We start from the raw sequence: 16,252 nt of genomic DNA on the forward strand, positions 1-16,252 counted from the left end.
CCGGCAACGGTATGTTTCCCCACTCGGATGCGGCTCGCAGGCGCGCGAGGTTTACTATTGCGCACGAGATCGGACATGTGGCCCTAGGCCACGGGGGTGTGAGATTTTCGGGGAAATACGGCGGCGAAGGTCGAAGAAATGGTGGCGAAGATCCGTCGCGAAGAATATGAAGCGGATAGATTTGCGGCGGCATTCCTTGCACCATTCCACCTCGCAGAAAATGATCTATGATGACCGCAAAAGACATCGCTGAGCGATTTGATATCAGCCTAAAAGCTGCTCAGATAAGATTACGTGAATTCGAGCGGCAATCTCGAATAAAATCGGGGAAGCTCCGCCCGCTTCCGCAAAGTATCGTAAGCTATCTGGTGGAAGCTCGTAAGCAAGGACACCGCATTACAAGTATAAATGATTACGACAACGAGGGGATCAAGAGAACGCCTTAACTATAAGCACCACGAGCAATAGGCTTTAACCCCACGTCGGACTGATCGGAATCTGCGTCCAGCACGTGACGACACTAACGCCGTAGCGATCGCAATAGATGCTGGGCCGGCTGGGATAGAGCTACTCGCCGTCGCGCCAGTTAAATTCAACAACTGTACGCTTGGCAATCGTGCAAAAACGCGGATCAATCACGTTCTCTAAAAGACGAAGGCACGCATTGCTGAGCAGACACCTTACAAGCCCTGCAGGCTCATCAAATGCCGAGCTGCTTGATAACCACCAACCCGGCGAAGAAAGCAGCCAGCAGGACCGCGCCACCTATCACGTAGATGTTCTTGCGGCGTTTGCTCATGTTCGGCGATCCGTTGTATTCTCGCGTCGAGCTGCGCCATTCCCGAAAATCATTCATTGTTCGTACCTTTGTTGTCTCGGCCCATAAGCCGGGTGCGTCGTTAGCGCCTAGAGTCTGTTTCAACTGCGTTGAGTCAGACTCGTCGCTTATCGTTTTGTTTGAGCATGATCTTTTCCGAAAACCGGTTTCCACTTTTCGGGATCATGCTCTAGCGCACACTCACCCGCAGGTCCACACCGGTCCGATCGGGGTCTGCGTCCAGCACGGGCCGATGCTGCCGCCGTTGTAGCGGCCGCGGTAGAATCCTGGCCGGCCGAAATAATACGGTGTGTCATACCAGTAATAGCGCGGCGTTGGCCCGATATACCAATGACGCTGCTCACGGCGCGCATTGCGTAGCACCGATGCCTCCTGCTTGAACAGCGGAGCCGCGTTGTTCAGCGGCTGATGATACCCCGGCAGAAAGCCGTAGGTGTGCGGGGGATGGGGGTGTTTTCCATGTCGGTGCGCCGCCTCCGCGGAAACCCACGGCAGCGGCAGAAGGAGGATGACAATCGATAAACACAAAAGGCGCGACATGACCCGATCATAAGCATTCGGCGGCGGCGGAACCATTCAAATCCTCGAACGCCGCGTCGCTGCGCCCTCACCTGCGCGCGTGCTCAAGCACGCCACCCTTGTTGGCTGCGATGCGACGGGTGTGGCCCTTGTCATCCTTTCCCCACAGCCTGAACCCGCCTTCGAACGCATCGGCGTTGTCGCCGCGCCGCGATTTTGGCGGCAGCTTGCCGAGATGCTTGACGTTGCCGCCGCCGATCAGCACCTCGTCCGGTTCGAGGGCGGCCGTGAGTTGCATCACGATATCGGTGACGTGCTTGCGCCACTTCTTGTCGCCGCTGCGCTTCCGTCCGGCCTTCCCGGCGTAATCCTCGTAAGTCTTTCCCCTGCGATACGGCAGGTGGGCCAATTCCAACGGCTCCAGTTCGCCATCTACGATCATCGCCGAGCCAAGCCCGGTGCCGAGCCCCAGAAACAGCATCCGCCCGCCGCGATATCCGCCGAGTGCCTGCATCAATGCGTCGTTGACGACCTTGGCTGGCTTGCCGAACGCCTTTTGAAAGTCGAAACCCTTCCACCCCTCGCCGAGATTGAAGGGTTCGTGCAGCGGGCGATTGCCGCAGATCGGACCGGGATAGCCGATCGAAATGACGTCGTAGGACCAATCCTTCGTCAGCGCCTTGACCTTGCGCACCATCTGCTTTGCCGTGAGATCGGGTCCGGATTCGAATTCGCGTTTGATGCGCTCCTTGCTGGTCATCATCTTGACGTGGGACCCGCCGATGTCGATCGCGAGAATGGTTCGGTTCATCCGGCGGGAGCGTGCTGATTTCATAGTTCGTCCTCAAAACACCTGATTCACGCCAGCCTTCCAGGACGATCAAATACGGCAGAGTTTTCCGGTTGCGCCCACCGCTTGCGGCCGTTCGCATTCGGGCCTAACTAGCTGCGGTATCCTGCCTTTTTCCTAGCATACTCGTTCTTCCGGAGTGCCTCTTGATGACCGACGCCCCCTATACGCCGCCCAAAGTCTGGACCTTTGACAAGGAGAATGGCGGCAGATTCGCGTCCGTCAACCGTCCGACCGCAGGCGCGACTCACGAAAAGGTGCTACCCGTCGGCAAACACCCCTTTCAACTTTATTCGCGGGGAACGCCGAACGGCCAGAAGGTCACGATCATGTTCGAGGAGCTGCTCGCGCGCGGCCATCCCGGCGCGGAATATGACGCGTGGCTGATCCAGATCGACGGCGAGCAGTTCGGCTCGGGCTTTGTCGAGGTCAATCCGAATTCGAAGATACCGGCCCTGATTGACCGCTCGAGACCCGAGCCGCTCCGCGTGTTCGAGTCCGGCGCGATCCTCCTGCATCTTGCGGAAAAGTTCCGCGATTTCATTCCGAGGGCAACGGCGGCGCGCGCGGAATGCCTGTCGTGGCTGTTCTGGCAGATGGGCAGCGCGCCCTATCTCGGCGGCGGCTTCGGGCATTTCTACAACTATGCGCCGGAGAAAATCGAATACGCCATCAATCGCTTCGCGATGGAAACGAAGCGGCAAATGGACGTGCTGGACCGGCGGCTCAAGGACAATGAATATCTTGCCGGTGCTGAATATACGATCGCCGACATCGCGGTGTGGCCATGGTATGGCGGCTTGGCCGAGGGCAAGCTCTACGGCGACAGCGCCACCTTCCTCGACGTCCAAAGCTACAAGAACGTGCAACGTTGGACCGCGCAGATCGCTGCACGGCCTGCGGTGAAACGCGGCCGCATCGTCAACCGCACATCGGGTGATCCCGCAAGCCAGCTTCACGAGCGCCACGACGCCTCCGACTTCGCCACCCGGACGCAGGACAAGCTCGTGAAGCAGGGTTGACGCCCTGCCCTCCTCATTTACAGCCAATCCGAGCTGGAGGCTCCTTCAATGCATGGAAAGGTCATCGTCATCACTGGATGCTCCGGCGCACTTGGCAAGGTCGTCGCGGACGCCGCCATCGCGCGCGGCGCCAAGGTGGCCGGCATCGACCGCGCTGCTGTAAACAGCAGTGCTACCGCCGACCGGATCGAATTAGGCGGCGTCGATCTGACCGACCCAGAACAAGCCTTGCGGGCTGTCGATGCGGCGGCGGCGCATTTCGGCCGGCTCGATGCTCTCGTCAATATCGCCGGTGCATTCGCGTTCGAGACTATCGCCGACGGCGACTCCAAAACATGGCAGCACCTCTACGCGATCAACGTGACGACCGCGCTGAACGCCTCGCGGGCCGCGATCCCGCATCTGGTTGCATCCGGCGCCGGACGTATCGTCAACATCGGCGCGACTGGAGCATTACAGGCCGGCGCTGGCATGGGCGCCTATGCTGCGTCGAAAGCGGCCGTGCATCGGCTGACCGAAGCGCTTGCGTCCGAGTTGAAAGGCAAGGTGACCGTGAATGCCGTCCTGCCCTCGACGATCGACACGCCAGCCAATCGCAGGGACATGCCCAAAGCGGATTTCGCGACGTGGGTGACGGCCCACGAACTAGCGAATGTCATTCTGTTTCTGGCCAGCGATGCGGCAAGCGGAGTCACTGGGGCGTTGCTACCCGTGCGTGGACGCGTCTGAAGCGCGACCTTCTCCCCTTGCAAACGGTCTAACCGGGTTTTTAGTAACCTACGGTTCTTCGACTCTTGCATTTCTCTTGTGACGTGTAATCATGGCCGTTACGCTATCTATGGTAGCGACGGTAAGAAGTTTCCAGCCCTAGTGTTTTCTACAGGGATCAGCAGATGCCTGGACGCAGCAGCTATTCCTACGAGGATTTGCTGGCTTGCGGCCGTGGCGAGATGTTCGGTCCTGGCGAACCCAAACTGCCGTTGCCGCCGATGCTGATGTTCGATCGCATCACGGAAATCACGGAAGACGGCGGGAAATACGGGCGCGGGCTGGTGCGCACTGAGCTCGACATCAAACCGGACCTCTGGTTCTTCCAATGTCACTTTCAGAACGATCCGGTGATGCCCGGCTGTCTTGGTCTCGATGGGCTTTGGCAGATGGTGGGATTTTATCTGGTCTGGCTTGGCGGTGACCGGAATGTGAAAGCTCGTGCCCTCGGTCTCGGCGATTTGAAATTTGCAGGTCAGGTTCTGCCGCATGCCCGCAGGCTTTCCTACACGGTGGACATCAAACGGGTGAGGCGTTCGAGGCTGGTGATGGCGATTGCCGACGGCACCGTAAGCGTTGATGGCGATATGATCTACTATGCCAAAGATCTTCGGCTCGGCCTGTTCAAGAGCCTTCCAGGGGCGCCGACTTAACCGACCGACTGATAAGATCCGAGCTGTTGAGTCGGCCTGAGCGTGCAACGTGGAAACCTCGCTTTATCTTCCGGTCAAACGTCATCTTGAAAGCCTCGGCTTCACTGTTAAGGGCGAGGTCGGCGGCTGCGATCTGGTTGCGCTCAGCGGCGATGATCCGCCGATCGTCGTGATCGGAGAGCTGAAACTGAGTTTCAATCTGGAACTCATCCTTCAAGGCGTCGATCGCGCGGGCGCATGCGATGAGGTCTGGCTTGCCGCCAGGCTGTCGATGAACGGCAAGGGACGCGAGAGCGACGCGCGCTATCGCAACCTGTGCCGGCGGCTAGGGTTCGGAATGCTGGGGGTGACATACCAAGGGAGCGTTGAAGTGCTGGTGGCGCCCTCCGCTGTCAGTCCGCGCCGCAATCCCAAGAAGCGCTCTCGGCTGGTCATAGAGCACCAACGCCGCAAGGGCGATCCAGTTGCCGGCGGCAGCACGCGGACGCCGATCATGACAGCGTATCGCCAGCAGGCACTGATCTGCGCAGCCGCAATGGCTACAGGTCCATGCCGCGTACGGGATCTCAGAGTGGAAGCTCCGGACGCCGGAAAAATCCTCCTTCACAATGTCTATGGATGGTTCGACCGCATTGAGCGTGGAATTTATGTCTTGACTGACGCCGGCAGAACCGCGCTGAAGCGATGGCCTCAGCACTCATCCGAAGCAGTACCTATCGCCGAATAGCTCCCGCGGGCTGAGATCTGACCTTATGCAGGGTCTTAAGGCAAAGCGCGGCTGCATGTCGCATGTTGCTTTATGCGCGACTTGGCAATGTGCAAAGCGCGTCAAAATGCATAGCTGTTTTGCCACTTTAGATCCCGTATGAGTGCATACCGAGTCTCCTGACCTAAAGCAGGATGAGGTTTGATTGTACTTTCCGCTTCTTTTTGAATCGAAAAGTGCGGATGCCGGAGACAATCGTTCGAAGTGCCGTCGTTCTTTGAACGATTGTAGTCATGTCGCGTTGAGGCGTTTCACATCAATTTTCATGGGCTGAGTTTTGCCCAACCATTGAGGCGAACGATGAGCGAAGGCTGGCATACAAAATTTGGCATCCGGCGGGTTCGCCACGATCCTCCCACGTTGGAGGAAGCGATCTTTGCGGCTACCGGGATCACCGACGATCTCGACTCGCAGGCGGAGATTGCGGCATCGCTGATTGGAATGCCGTTCGATGTCGTTCACGCAGAGGTCAAGAAGACCGCTCGTGCTGTTACGCGGTCGCCTACGACGCGCGTGATTGCGGGTGAACAGGGCGCGTTGCGCTCGGTCGTGGTCGAGCGCCGCGCAGTTCGCAGATTTGCCAACGACAGGCGATTATGACGCGAGTCGAGTCGAGATTAGCTTAGCTGCAAACCGCACTATTCTTCCGACTGCCTGCTGACGTTCTTCGCAGCGCTGAAAATCGTGTTACGAGAATGCGAATTGTCGCTGCTACGAAGGATACCAGATGCCGAAAAGTTGCGACCTGCTTCTTTTGATAGTTGTCACACTGAGCATTGCGGCGCCCGCCGCACACGCTTCGCAAGTTGCGCGAGAGACCGACGTCGTCAATCTGCGGCTGGGCGAACGCATTCTTGTCGATGATGGATCTTGTCCGGCGGGGCAGATTAAGGAAATCTCCGGTACGAAACTGACTCCGGCCGGCGTTGTTCCGGCACGCAAGTGCATATCGCGGGTCGGCTCAAAGCGGTGAATGCGTACCTCCGTCGCATTAACATCGCCTTCGAACGGGACTCTAATCGGAAATGAAATCCCCGCATTTTTGTATGGTGGTGTCCGAGGCGCCCCAGGGCATGATCGGTACTGAGGACGTCGAATTCTGTGGCGAGCCCTCGATCACTCGGTCGGAATAAACCATATAGACCAGTACGTTTCGTTTCGCGTCACAGCCTCGCACGATCTGCATCTTCTTGAAGAGCAGAGAGCGCCGCTGCCGGAACATGTCTTCGCCCTGCTTCATCTTTTCCTTGAAGCGAATCGGCCCCATCTGGCGACACGACAGCGAAATATCCGAGACTTCCTCCGCCACTCCAAGCCACCCCTTGATACCGCCCTTCTCGGGTAACGTGAAATGGCAAGCAACGCCTTCGATCTCAGGATCATCGACGCCATAAGTCGCAAGCTTGTCATTCGGTGTTAGCAGCTTGAAAACCGTCGAGCGACGAAAGATCAGGTCGGGCTCGTCTGCTGCATGGGCGTATGTTCCGGCGAACACCGCCACCGTAAGGACGATGAAGGCCAAAAAGGTCCGAGCCGTTCGGCGCTTCTTATCATGAATTTGAGCTCGAAATGTCATCAGGTGGCTCCGTTTGCTGGGTCCGGCCTATGTAAGTTCTCAAGTTCCCGAGAAAAGATCTCGACCGGCCAGCGAGCCGAGAATTAGATTCGTGTGAAGGATTTTGCATTATTTAAAGGAAGTCAGCCGGAAAACCGACACAGACCGGTAGGAAGTGAAGTCGGAAGCGCTAAATCTGAACCATGATTCGAGGGCGAAGGCGTGAGTGAATATCTGTCCTTCCTGCGCACGATGCGGTGGACCGCCAATGTTCCCTCGGTTTTCGTGGGTCCATATCTCTGGTCGGTACGCCTCGGGATTGGACTGCTGATCGCTGTCCTGACCGGACTTGGATCACCCGCGCATAGCCAGATCTTCTGGCAGGACGATTATCCGGACTTTTTTAACGAAGGATCTCCCCCGCCGCCCGTCACGAGGTCACAGTCACATGGAGTCAAAGTTCGCCGGCTCCCAAAGCCGGAATCGGCGGCTAAAGTCACGCGGAAGCCAAATGGCCCCATTATCATTGCCATTTCAATCCGGCGGCAAATGCTCAAGGTCTATGACGCCAACGGCCTTTTCGCCGAAACCCCGGTGTCGACTGGAATGAGCGGCCACGGGACTCCAATGGGTGTTTTCAGCGTCATTCAAAAGCAAAAATGGCATCGCTCGAATATCTACAGCGGCGCGCCAATGCCCTACATGCAACGCATCACATGGTCCGGCATTGCGATGCACGCGGGCGTGCTTCCAGGTTATCCTGCGTCGCACGGATGCATCCGAATGCCCTTGGACTTCGCGGTGAAGATGTGGAATTGGACCAGGATCGGTGCTCGAGTCATCATCACTCCTGGCGAGGTAACGCCCGCTGATTTTTCGCACCCTGTGCTGACAAGCCGTCGGCCAGAGCCCGTGCCGGCCGAGGTGAAAGCCGACGCCGCCGCGATGTCGCAAGTCAAAGTTTCATCGCTTGCATCCGGTTTGTCTGCGACCGGCGGATCCATCACTGCGACGCCTGAGGCGGCGGCCGCCGAGCCGATCAAGGGAGATTCAGGCAACACGAGGGACACCGACGTCACGGTAACGGCGGCGGCCAACCCTGTTGGCGATACGGTGGCTTCCCCCGCCGAAATTCCGGCGGGATCGGAAAATCAACCGCAAACCCCTCCTGCGAGTGCGGAGAAGGCTGAACTCGCGGCGATTTCTGCACTGAAGCGGAGCGGCCGGATCGCGGTCTTTGTCAGCGGCAAGGACAGCAAGATCTATGTGCGGCAGAACTTTACGCCGATATTCGATGCTCCCATCACGATCGCCGCGAGCGATCGGCCTTTGGGAACACACGTGTTCACCGCGGAAGTCGCCAAGGACAGCAAGGCTGACTTCCGCTGGTCGGTCGTGTCGCTCCCGGCGCTGGAGCGTCGCGCCGACCGAGTTCACGTTCTCAAAGGTCGGTCCGGCCAGAAAACGACCGTGGTCAACGCAACGGTCAGGCCGACCCCTGTTCCGGATAGCGCCACCGACGCGTTGAACCGCATCTCCATCCCGGAAAACGTCATGGCGCAAATCGCTATTGCCTTTTCAACGGGAGACTCCATCGTTGTCTCCGATCAGAGTATTGCAGGCGGCGAAACCGGTGAAGGCACCGACTTCATTGTCGGGCTGCGATAAAGTGGCGGTTCAATTGCTCGCTTTCGCTCGGCGCTATTGCCATGGTCGCGCACACGGCGGTATCAGAGGAAGCAGCCCAACTGGGGATAAATGCCGTTTCCGTGGAAGAGGACGTCTGTAGCTGCGCTAGAATGAGGAAGCGGGCGATTCAACCGCGATAACCTTTGAGGTGATCGAGATGCGCATGACGACAGGGCTGATCTTTGCAGGCGCGGTTTCGTTGTGTGCGACCACGGTCGCCTGGTCGCAGACGCCCGCACCCAAGGGAGTCCAGAATGCGGCCGCGCCGGTTCCCGCGCGGGCAAGCGGAGCGCAGGTCGCCTGTAACGGAAGCCCCGACGCACTCGGTGTTGCCCGCGTGGTCCAAATTGATACGACCGGTGGTCCTGGCTTCGGATTCGAGCATTTCAAGCAACTCGACTTCCTGCGCGACAAGGAAGTGGTGCTGACGTTTGATGATGGTCCGTGGCCCGGGAATACGCCGGCCGTGCTGAAGGCGCTTGCCGATCAGTGCACCACCGGCATCTTCTTCTCGATCGGCAAGCACGCGACCTACCATCCTGAGATCCTGCGGAATGTCGCCGCCGCCGGACACACGGTCGGCTCGCACACATGGTCGCATGCCAATCTCAACAACAAGAAGTTGTCCGAGGCGCAACGCAAGGACGAGATTGAGAAGGGATTCAGCGCCGTCAAATGGGCGCTCGAGGCTGCTCCTTCCCCGTTCTTCCGTTTCCCGGCGCTTCAGCATCCGCCGGAGATAGTGACCTACTTGGGCGAGCGTAACATCGCGATCTTCTCCTGCGACGTCGACTCGTTCGACTTCAAGGCGCGAAAGGCCGAACAGGTGGTCGACAACATCTTCAAGAAACTCGACAAGGTCGGCAAGGGCATCATTCTGATGCACGACTTCCAGAAGCATACAGCCGAGGCGCTACCGGAGGTTTTGCGCAGGCTGAAGGCCGGTGGATACAAGGTCGTGCAGATGAAGGCCAAGGTGTCGCTCGAGACGCTCGCGCAATACGACGAGGAACTGAAGAAGGATACCAAGCTGCCGACCGTGAGTTCCCGGCCGGTCAACAGCGTCGTCCAGACAATCTCCGAATAGCGCGCGACGATCCGGAAAGCTTATGCTTCGTATCGAGGGCTATGTCATCGTGTCGGCGGACGGAATGCTCGCCGATGCGAGCCATGTGATGCCGGAAGCGCTGAAATTCAAAGGCGACCTTGAGTTTTTCACCGCAGGACTGGATCACGCGGACGTTGTCGTTCACGGACGCAATTCGTTCGAGGATCAGCCTAACTCTCCGCTGCGCAAAAGGGTTAGACTAACCCGCCGCGTAGCCGCTCTTGAACGTGATCCCGAAAACGAAAAGGCTACCTTATGGAATCCCGCTGGCGCGTCGTTCGAAGACGCCTGCGCTCATGCCGGAGTGCGCGACGGAGTGGCCGCGATCATCGGTGGACCTTCAGTATTTGAAATGTTTCTCGATCGTTATGAGACGTTCTGGCTGTCGGAAGCTCCGCACGTGAGGCTGCCCGGAGGCGAAGGCTGCTTTCCTGGCGTCCCCGATAGTTCTCCGCAAGCTGTATTGGCGGCACATGGACTTCAGCCCGGCGAGGTCCGAATTCTCGATGCGGAGAACGGCGTTCGCGTTACAGCATGGCGCCGCGCACGCTAGCCTCTCCGCTTCTGAATGGAACGGTCACAAGGGTCGATGTTTTTTTGGTCTGACGCGATTTTTTCACGAGCGCCGGCAGCCATCTCGCTCGAAAATGCTTCAGTCGAACAAGTTTTTATTGCCGGATCGCGCGCTCTTGCGCCTCGACCACCGCAATGGCCGTCATGTTGAGGATCCCGCGCGCCGTCACTGACGGGGTCAAAATGTGGGCGGGATGCGCGGGACCGATCAGGATAGGCCCGACAAGCAGGCCGCTGCCGAGCACCTTGATCATCTGATAGGCGGCGTTCGCTGCATCGAGGTTGGGCAGAATTAGAACGTTGGCGACGCCGGTTAACCGGGAATGCGGCAAGATCAGTTGTCGTGCGGACTCCGACAAGGCGGTATCGCCCTGCATTTCACCGTCGGCCTCGATATCGGGATGACGGGCGATGAACAGTTCGGTCGCTCGACGTGCCTTGCGCGAGGATTCCGTATCGTAGCTGCCGAAATCGGAATGCGATACGAAAGCGACCTTCGGCGTGATGTTGAAGCGCTGCACATGCACGGCGGCCTGGGCTGCTATGTCCGCGAGTTCGTCAGCGGACGGGTTTGGGCGCACCTGCGTATCCGCGATGAAATAGGCGCCCTTGCCGGTGATCATCAACGACAGCGCGGCGAAGTCGCTCGCGCCGGGCAGATATCCGATGATCTCCCGAATGTGCCGGAGGTGTCGCATATAGCTGCCTTCAACGCCGCACAGCATCGCATCGGCTTCGCCTCGCACCACCGCAAGCGCAGCTATTACGGTCGCATTGGTGCGGATCGTCGTCCGTGCGACGTCTGGTGTCGCGCCGTGCCGACCGGCGACATCGATATAGGACTGCACATAGGCTCGGTAGCGGGGATCGTCCTCGGGGTTGATCAGATCGAAATCCCTGCCTGCCTTGATCGCGAGGCCGAGACGCCTGAGACGAGTCTCCACCACGGACGGGCGACCGACCAGGATCGGGCGGGCCACTTTCTCCTCGAGCACCTCTTGAGTGGCTCGCAGCACACGCAGATCCTCGCCCTCGGCGTAGATCACCCGAAACGGCTGCTTCTTTGCCTTCGCAAATACCGGTTTCATGACGAGGCCGGACCGGAAGGCAAAGCGTTCAAGACGCGCGTGATACTCGTCGAAATTCGTGATCGGTCGCGTCGCAACTCCCGAGGCCATCGCAGCCCTCGCGACGGCGGGCGCGATGCGCAGGATCAGGCGGGGGTCGAATGGACTGGGAATCAAAGAGCCCGGTCCGAAACCATGAGTCTCGCTGTCAAATCGGATAGCGGCATCGGACGGCGGTTCGCGGGCGAGCCGAGCGATGGCATCGACAGCAGCCAGCTTCATATCCTCGTTGATCGCGGTGGCGCCGACGTCGAGAGCGCCGCGGAAGATAAAGGGAAAGCACAGGACGTTGTTCACCTGATTAGGAAAGTCGGAACGTCCCGTGCAGATCATTGCATCGGGCCGCGCCTTGCGCGCCTCATCCGGCATGATTTCCGGAACAGGATTGGCGAGCGCCAGCACCAGTGGCTTATCCGCCATCTGCGCGACCATCTCCGGCGTCAGCACGCCGCCGGCCGAGACGCCCAGAAACACATCTGCGCCCGCGATCGCGTCCGCCAGCTTGCGCTTGTCGGTCTTCTGCGCATAAACCGCTTTCCACTTGTCCATTCGGGTATTGCGGCCGTCGTAAACAACGCCGTCGATATCGCAAACCCAGATGTTTTTGCGTTGCGCACCCATCGACACCAGCAGATTGAGACAGGCGATAGCGGCCGCCCCCGCACCTGACGTGACAATCTTGACCTCTTCGAGCGCCTTGCCATTCAGCAACAGCGCGTTGGTGATGGCGGCAGCGACGATGATCGCGGTGCCGTGCTGGTCGTCATGAAAGACCGGAATCTTCATTCGGGCCTTCAGCCGTTCCTCGATTTCGAAGCACTCGGGCCCCTTGATGTCCTCAAGGTTGATTCCCCCGAAGGTCGGTTCCAGCGCCGCGACCGTCTCCACCACGCGCTCGATGGTATCGGCAGCGATCTCGATGTCGAACACGTCGATGCCGGCGAACTTCTTGAACAGGACCGCCTTTCCTTCCATGACGGGCTTGGAGGCGAGCGGTCCTATGTTGCCAAGACCGAGCACAGCTGTGCCGTTCGATACCACGGCGACCAGATTGGCACGGCCGGTCAGCGTTGCGGCTTCTGTGGGATCGGCGACGATTTCCTCGCAGGCTGCCGCAACGCCCGGTGAATAGGCCAGCGCGAGGTCACGCTGGTTGGCGAGCGGCTTTGTTGGCTGGATTTCGAGCTTGCCGGGACGCGGGTTGCGATGGAACGACAGCGCGGCGGAGCGGAGATCTTCTGAATACGACACGGTAAACGCTCCCCGGAAGCTTCGGTCGGCCGGTTGGCGGAGCGGATCTGACAATAGCGCGCCACCGGCTGCCAGTCCCAAACACGAACGTTAAATCCAAAGGACCGCCAGCAATTTGCCTGCGATTGCTCGATTCTGACATTCGCAGAGATGCTTGCGAAAAGGTGCCGAAGTTAGAATCGAGCCGCTAGTCTTTTGGCAGATTGAGCCGGATATGAAGCTCGCGCAACTGCTTCGGAGCGACGTCTGATGGCGCGCTCATCAGCAGATCCTCGGCCTGCTGGTTCATCGGAAACAGGGAGATTTCGCGCAGGTTGGTGGTGCCGCAGAGCAGCATGACGATGCGGTCGACGCCGGCCGCCATGCCGCCATGCGGCGGTGCGCCGTATTGAAACGCGCGGTACATGCCGCCGAAGCGCTCGACCACCTCGTTCTCGCCATAGCCCGCGATCTCGAACGCCTTCACCATCGCTTCCGGCCTGTGATTACGAATGCCGCCGGAGGCGATCTCGTAGCCGTTGCAGGCGATGTCGTACTGGAACGCCTTGATCGTCAGCGGGTCCTGGGTGTTGAGCGCGTCGAGCCCGCCCTGTGGCATCGAAAATGGATTGTGCGAGAAGTCGACCTTTTTATCTTCTTCGTTGTACTCATACATCGGGAAGTCGACGATCCAGGCCAGCTCGAACCTGTCCTTGTCGATCAGGTTCAGTTCCTCGCCGAGTTTGGTGCGCGCGAGCCCTGCGAACTTCCAGAATTTCGCCGGATCGCCAGCAACGAAGAATGCCGCATCGCCGGCTTTCAATCCAAGTGCCGCGCGAACAGCCTCGGTGCGCTCAGGCCCGATATTGTTGGCGAGCGGGCCTGCGCCCTCGCCTTCCTCGCGCCACATGATGTAGCCGAGGCCCGGTTGCCCCTCGCCCTGCGCCCACGAATTCATGCGGTCGCAGAACGCCCGGCTGCCGCCGCCCGGTCCCGGAATCGCCCAGACCTGGTTCTTCGAATCCTCCAGCATCCGCGCGAACACCTTGAAGCCCGAGCCGCGGAAATGCTCGGATACGTCCTGCATTTCCAACGGATTGCGCAGGTCGGGCTTGTCGGTGCCGTACTTGCGTAAGCTTTCAGCAAACGGAATCCGCGGCCAGTTCTTTGTGACTGGCTTGCCCTTGGCGAACTCCTCGAACACGCCGGTGACAACCGGCTCAACCGCAGCAAAAACATCGTCTTGCTCGATGAAGCTCATTTCAAGATCGAGCTGGTAGAACTCGCCCGGCAGGCGGTCGGCGCGCGGGTCTTCGTCTCGGAAGCACGGCGCGATCTGAAAGTAGCGGTCGAAGCCGGACATCATCAAAAGCTGCTTGTACTGCTGCGGCGCCTGCGGCAGCGCGTAGAACTTGCCGGGATGAATGCGGCTCGGCACCAGGAAGTCGCGTGCGCCTTCCGGAGAGGAGGCCGTCAGGATCGGGGTCTGGAACTCGAAGAAACCCTGTTCCTTCATGCGCCTGCGCATCGAATCGACGATGGCGCCGCGGGTCATGATGTTCTGATGCAGCTTCTCGCGACGAAGGTCGAGAAAACGGTACTTAAGCCTTATGTCTTCGGGGTATTCCTGCTCGCCGAAGACCGGCAGCGGCAACTCGGCGGCAGCACCGAGCACCTCGATTTCCGTAACATAGATTTCGACGCTACCGGTCGGCAGTTCCGGATTTTCGGTACCTGCCGGACGGCGGCGCGCCTTGCCGTCAATCCGGACCACCCATTCGGAGCGCAGCTTCTCAGCGTCGGCGAAAGCCGGCGAGTCCGGATCGGCTACGCATTGGGTCAGCCCGTAATGGTCGCGCAGGTCTATGAACAGCACCCCGCCGTGGTCGCGAATGCGATGGCACCAGCCGGACAGGCGGACCGTCTGGTCGATGTGGCTGTCGCGGAGCGCGCCGCAGGTATGGGACCGATAGCGATGCATGGAAATCCTGCAGGAATGCGTCAGAGGTCGGAATCAGAGGTCGGACCGGGCCGAACGGTTGAGCGTCAGGGGTTTACCCGAGCGGAAGGAGCGCGGCAACCGGATGGCGGAACCTGAAAGAGCGGCGAGTGGTCCGATTCTAACATTCGCACCCCGTTTTTGGACGCGCCTTTTTGCGAATGTTAAAATCGAAAGACCATTAGCAAACATAAGATGCTAGTGGAGTTTTGAGTTTGACGTTCGCGTCCCAGCCGTGCGGCCAAGTGGGTCGCGAATGTCAAATTCACTCTACTAAAAGCATTTTTTGACCGCAGAAGTCTGCAAAACAAGCGCAGTGGCGGCCTAAAGCAGGGCGACAAGGTTAAGAAGACGGGCTATGGAGCGTTCATGGACCTGATTACGACCACTGCGGAACTGACCTCCGTCTGCGCTCGCTTCGCCAAGTATCCCGTCATCACTGTCGATACGGAATTCCTCCGCGAGACCACCTACTATCCCCTACTCTGCGTCATTCAGCTGGCGAGCCCCGACGAGGCCATTGCGATCGACGCTCTAGCAGCGGGAATCGATCTGAAGCCTTTTTTCACTTTGATGTCGAACGAAAGTGTCCTGAAGGTCTTCCACGCGGCACGGCAGGACATCGAAATTATCTGGCACCAGGCCGGCATCATTCCTCATCCCGTCTTCGACACACAGGTAGCTGCCATGGTGCTCGGATACGGCGATTCCATTGCCTATGATGCGTTGGTCGAACGCGTCACGGGGCATCGTCCGGACAAGACCCATCGATTCACCGACTGGTCGCGCCGGCCCCTGACGGCGGAACAACTCGAATACGCCGTAGCGGACGTCACTCATCTCCGCGACGTCTTTGCCGCTCTCGATGCCGATCTCAAGAAGCGCGGCCGCAGTGATTGGGTCAGCGAGGAGATGGACGTTCTGACCTCGCCAAAGACCTATGACTTTCACCCCGAACGTGCATGGGAGCGATTGAAGACCCGTGTCCGCAAGCCGAAGGACCTCGCCATTTTGATGGAAGTGGCGGCATGGCGCGAACAGGAAGCCCAGAGTCGGAACATTCCGCGGTCGCGGGTGCTGAAAGACGACGCCGTCAGTGATATCGCGACCCACGCTCCCGCCAGCCCTGAGCGGCTGGCGACGCTGCGCTCGCTGCCAAAAGGTTTTGAAAAATCCCAGTGGGGCGCCGATATCGTCGCGGCCGTCCAGCGCGGGCTCGCACGAGACCCGCACGCGCTGCCGAAGATCGAGAAACCGCGCAATAATTCGAACGGCGCCGCGACGGTGGAGCTTCTCAAGGTTCTCCTGCGCATGACGTCCGAGCGCCATGCCGTTGCGAGCAAGGTGATCGCGACCGTGGACGACCTGGAACGGATCGCAGCCGATGACGAGGCCGATGTCGGTGCGCTGCACGGCTGGCGGCGCGAACTGTTCGGCGAGGCCGCCCTCGCGCTAAAGCACGGCCGGCTGGCTCTGGCGATCGAAAAGGGCCGTGTGGTGCGTGTCGAGCGAGCTTAGAGCGTACCTCGAGTTTCGCACAACAAGTTCAGGACGC

Annotated in this window: 17 protein-coding genes; 11 read left to right on the top strand and 6 right to left on the bottom strand. The window is 59.3% G+C overall.

The window, feature by feature from the left end:
• Positions 1 to 11: 11 nt before the first annotated feature.
• A complete protein-coding gene (locus tag ACM561_RS08270) occupies positions 12 to 170 on the top strand; it encodes an ImmA/IrrE family metallo-endopeptidase (protein WP_425909683.1) in 159 nt (52 codons plus the stop codon).
• 530 nt (positions 171 to 700) lie between these two features.
• Here the strand turns inward: ACM561_RS08270 and ACM561_RS08275 are convergent.
• The 3 genes from ACM561_RS08275 to ACM561_RS08285 all read right to left on the bottom strand — a co-directional run bounded on the left by ACM561_RS08275 (position 701) and on the right by ACM561_RS08285 (position 2,192).
• Positions 701 to 856, bottom strand: a complete 156-nt coding sequence (locus ACM561_RS08275) for a hypothetical protein (RefSeq protein ID WP_425909354.1) — start codon at positions 854 to 856, stop codon at positions 701 to 703.
• 162 nt (positions 857 to 1,018) lie between these two features.
• The gene (locus tag ACM561_RS08280) at positions 1,019 to 1,378 is read right to left on the bottom strand and encodes a hypothetical protein (protein ID WP_425909356.1); all 360 of its coding nucleotides are present in this window, start codon (positions 1,376 to 1,378) and stop codon (positions 1,019 to 1,021) included.
• 67 nt (positions 1,379 to 1,445) lie between these two features.
• Complete coding sequence (locus ACM561_RS08285; protein ID WP_425909358.1) at positions 1,446 to 2,192, bottom strand: ROK family protein; 747 nt, start codon at positions 2,190 to 2,192, stop codon at positions 1,446 to 1,448.
• A gap of 164 nt (positions 2,193 to 2,356) precedes the next feature.
• Here ACM561_RS08285 and yghU point away from each other — a divergent pair, with 164 nt between their 5' ends.
• From yghU to ACM561_RS08315, 6 genes are all read left to right on the top strand, one after another.
• Entirely contained in the window at positions 2,357 to 3,229 is an 873-nt protein-coding gene (gene yghU / locus ACM561_RS08290) for a glutathione-dependent disulfide-bond oxidoreductase (protein ID WP_425909359.1), read from the top strand.
• A gap of 48 nt (positions 3,230 to 3,277) precedes the next feature.
• Positions 3,278 to 3,958 carry a 3-oxoacyl-ACP reductase FabG gene (fabG, locus tag ACM561_RS08295; RefSeq protein ID WP_425909361.1) on the top strand — a complete coding sequence of 227 codons (681 nt, stop codon included), beginning with the start codon at positions 3,278 to 3,280 and terminating at the stop codon, positions 3,956 to 3,958.
• Positions 3,959 to 4,122: 164 nt separating this feature from the next.
• A complete protein-coding gene (gene fabA / locus ACM561_RS08300; RefSeq protein ID WP_425909363.1) occupies positions 4,123 to 4,650 on the top strand; it encodes a bifunctional 3-hydroxydecanoyl-ACP dehydratase/trans-2-decenoyl-ACP isomerase in 528 nt (175 codons plus the stop codon).
• Between the two features lie 49 nt (positions 4,651 to 4,699).
• Complete coding sequence (locus ACM561_RS08305) at positions 4,700 to 5,377, top strand: DUF2161 domain-containing phosphodiesterase (protein WP_425909365.1); 678 nt, start codon at positions 4,700 to 4,702, stop codon at positions 5,375 to 5,377.
• 339 nt (positions 5,378 to 5,716) lie between these two features.
• Positions 5,717 to 6,016, top strand: coding sequence for a hypothetical protein (locus ACM561_RS08310; RefSeq protein WP_425909366.1), 300 nt, complete (start codon positions 5,717 to 5,719; stop codon positions 6,014 to 6,016).
• Positions 6,017 to 6,143: 127 nt separating this feature from the next.
• Positions 6,144 to 6,389, top strand: a complete 246-nt coding sequence (locus tag ACM561_RS08315) for a DUF6719 family protein (protein WP_425909367.1) — start codon at positions 6,144 to 6,146, stop codon at positions 6,387 to 6,389.
• 42 nt (positions 6,390 to 6,431) lie between these two features.
• Here ACM561_RS08315 and ACM561_RS08320 read toward each other — a convergent pair whose 3' ends face one another.
• Entirely contained in the window at positions 6,432 to 6,992 is a 561-nt protein-coding gene (locus ACM561_RS08320) for a CreA family protein (RefSeq protein ID WP_425909368.1), read from the bottom strand.
• 201 nt (positions 6,993 to 7,193) lie between these two features.
• Here ACM561_RS08320 and ACM561_RS08325 point away from each other — a divergent pair, with 201 nt between their 5' ends.
• From ACM561_RS08325 to ACM561_RS08335, 3 genes are all read left to right on the top strand, one after another.
• Complete coding sequence (locus ACM561_RS08325) at positions 7,194 to 8,639, top strand: L,D-transpeptidase (protein ID WP_425909370.1); 1,446 nt, start codon at positions 7,194 to 7,196, stop codon at positions 8,637 to 8,639.
• 178 nt (positions 8,640 to 8,817) lie between these two features.
• Complete coding sequence (locus ACM561_RS08330) at positions 8,818 to 9,747, top strand: polysaccharide deacetylase family protein (RefSeq protein ID WP_425909372.1); 930 nt, start codon at positions 8,818 to 8,820, stop codon at positions 9,745 to 9,747.
• Between the two features lie 22 nt (positions 9,748 to 9,769).
• The gene (locus tag ACM561_RS08335; protein WP_425909374.1) at positions 9,770 to 10,321 is read left to right on the top strand and encodes a dihydrofolate reductase; all 552 of its coding nucleotides are present in this window, start codon (positions 9,770 to 9,772) and stop codon (positions 10,319 to 10,321) included.
• A gap of 115 nt (positions 10,322 to 10,436) precedes the next feature.
• Here the strand turns inward: ACM561_RS08335 and ACM561_RS08340 are convergent, their stop codons facing one another.
• Positions 10,437 to 12,719 (bottom strand): NADP-dependent malic enzyme, encoded by a 2,283-nt coding sequence (locus ACM561_RS08340; RefSeq protein WP_425909375.1) that lies wholly within the window; start codon positions 12,717 to 12,719, stop codon positions 10,437 to 10,439.
• Positions 12,720 to 12,906: 187 nt separating this feature from the next.
• On the bottom strand, positions 12,907 to 14,679 hold the full coding sequence (gene aspS, locus ACM561_RS08345) for an aspartate--tRNA ligase (RefSeq protein WP_425909377.1): 1,773 nt from the start codon (positions 14,677 to 14,679) through the stop codon (positions 12,907 to 12,909).
• Between the two features lie 387 nt (positions 14,680 to 15,066).
• On the opposite strand from aspS, the gene rnd reads away from it, so the two are divergent.
• The gene (rnd, locus tag ACM561_RS08350) at positions 15,067 to 16,215 is read left to right on the top strand and encodes a ribonuclease D (protein WP_425909379.1); all 1,149 of its coding nucleotides are present in this window, start codon (positions 15,067 to 15,069) and stop codon (positions 16,213 to 16,215) included.
• The last annotated feature ends 37 nt before the right edge of the window (positions 16,216 to 16,252 follow it).

The sequence above is a fragment of the Nitrobacter sp. TKz-YC02 genome (assembly GCF_049852135.1).
GTDB classification, from domain to species: domain Bacteria; phylum Pseudomonadota; class Alphaproteobacteria; order Rhizobiales; family Xanthobacteraceae; genus Nitrobacter; species Nitrobacter vulgaris.

Coding starts and splice junctions, on each gene's coding strand:
- ACM561_RS08270 (WP_425909683.1), top strand. CDS start 12: ATGTTTCCCCACTCGGATGCGGCTCGCAGGCGCGCGAGGTTTACTATT.
- ACM561_RS08330 (WP_425909372.1), top strand. CDS start 8,818: ATGCGCATGACGACAGGGCTGATCTTTGCAGGCGCGGTTTCGTTGTGT.
- ACM561_RS08310 (WP_425909366.1), top strand. CDS start 5,717: ATGAGCGAAGGCTGGCATACAAAATTTGGCATCCGGCGGGTTCGCCAC.
- ACM561_RS08280 (WP_425909356.1), bottom strand. CDS start 1,378: ATGTCGCGCCTTTTGTGTTTATCGATTGTCATCCTCCTTCTGCCGCTG.
- ACM561_RS08335 (WP_425909374.1), top strand. CDS start 9,770: ATGCTTCGTATCGAGGGCTATGTCATCGTGTCGGCGGACGGAATGCTC.
- ACM561_RS08315 (WP_425909367.1), top strand. CDS start 6,144: ATGCCGAAAAGTTGCGACCTGCTTCTTTTGATAGTTGTCACACTGAGC.
- ACM561_RS08275 (WP_425909354.1), bottom strand. CDS start 856: ATGAATGATTTTCGGGAATGGCGCAGCTCGACGCGAGAATACAACGGA.
- fabG (WP_425909361.1), top strand. CDS start 3,278: ATGCATGGAAAGGTCATCGTCATCACTGGATGCTCCGGCGCACTTGGC.
- fabA (WP_425909363.1), top strand. CDS start 4,123: ATGCCTGGACGCAGCAGCTATTCCTACGAGGATTTGCTGGCTTGCGGC.
- ACM561_RS08285 (WP_425909358.1), bottom strand. CDS start 2,192: ATGAAATCAGCACGCTCCCGCCGGATGAACCGAACCATTCTCGCGATC.
- yghU (WP_425909359.1), top strand. CDS start 2,357: ATGACCGACGCCCCCTATACGCCGCCCAAAGTCTGGACCTTTGACAAG.
- rnd (WP_425909379.1), top strand. CDS start 15,067: ATGGACCTGATTACGACCACTGCGGAACTGACCTCCGTCTGCGCTCGC.
- aspS (WP_425909377.1), bottom strand. CDS start 14,679: ATGCATCGCTATCGGTCCCATACCTGCGGCGCGCTCCGCGACAGCCAC.
- ACM561_RS08320 (WP_425909368.1), bottom strand. CDS start 6,992: ATGACATTTCGAGCTCAAATTCATGATAAGAAGCGCCGAACGGCTCGG.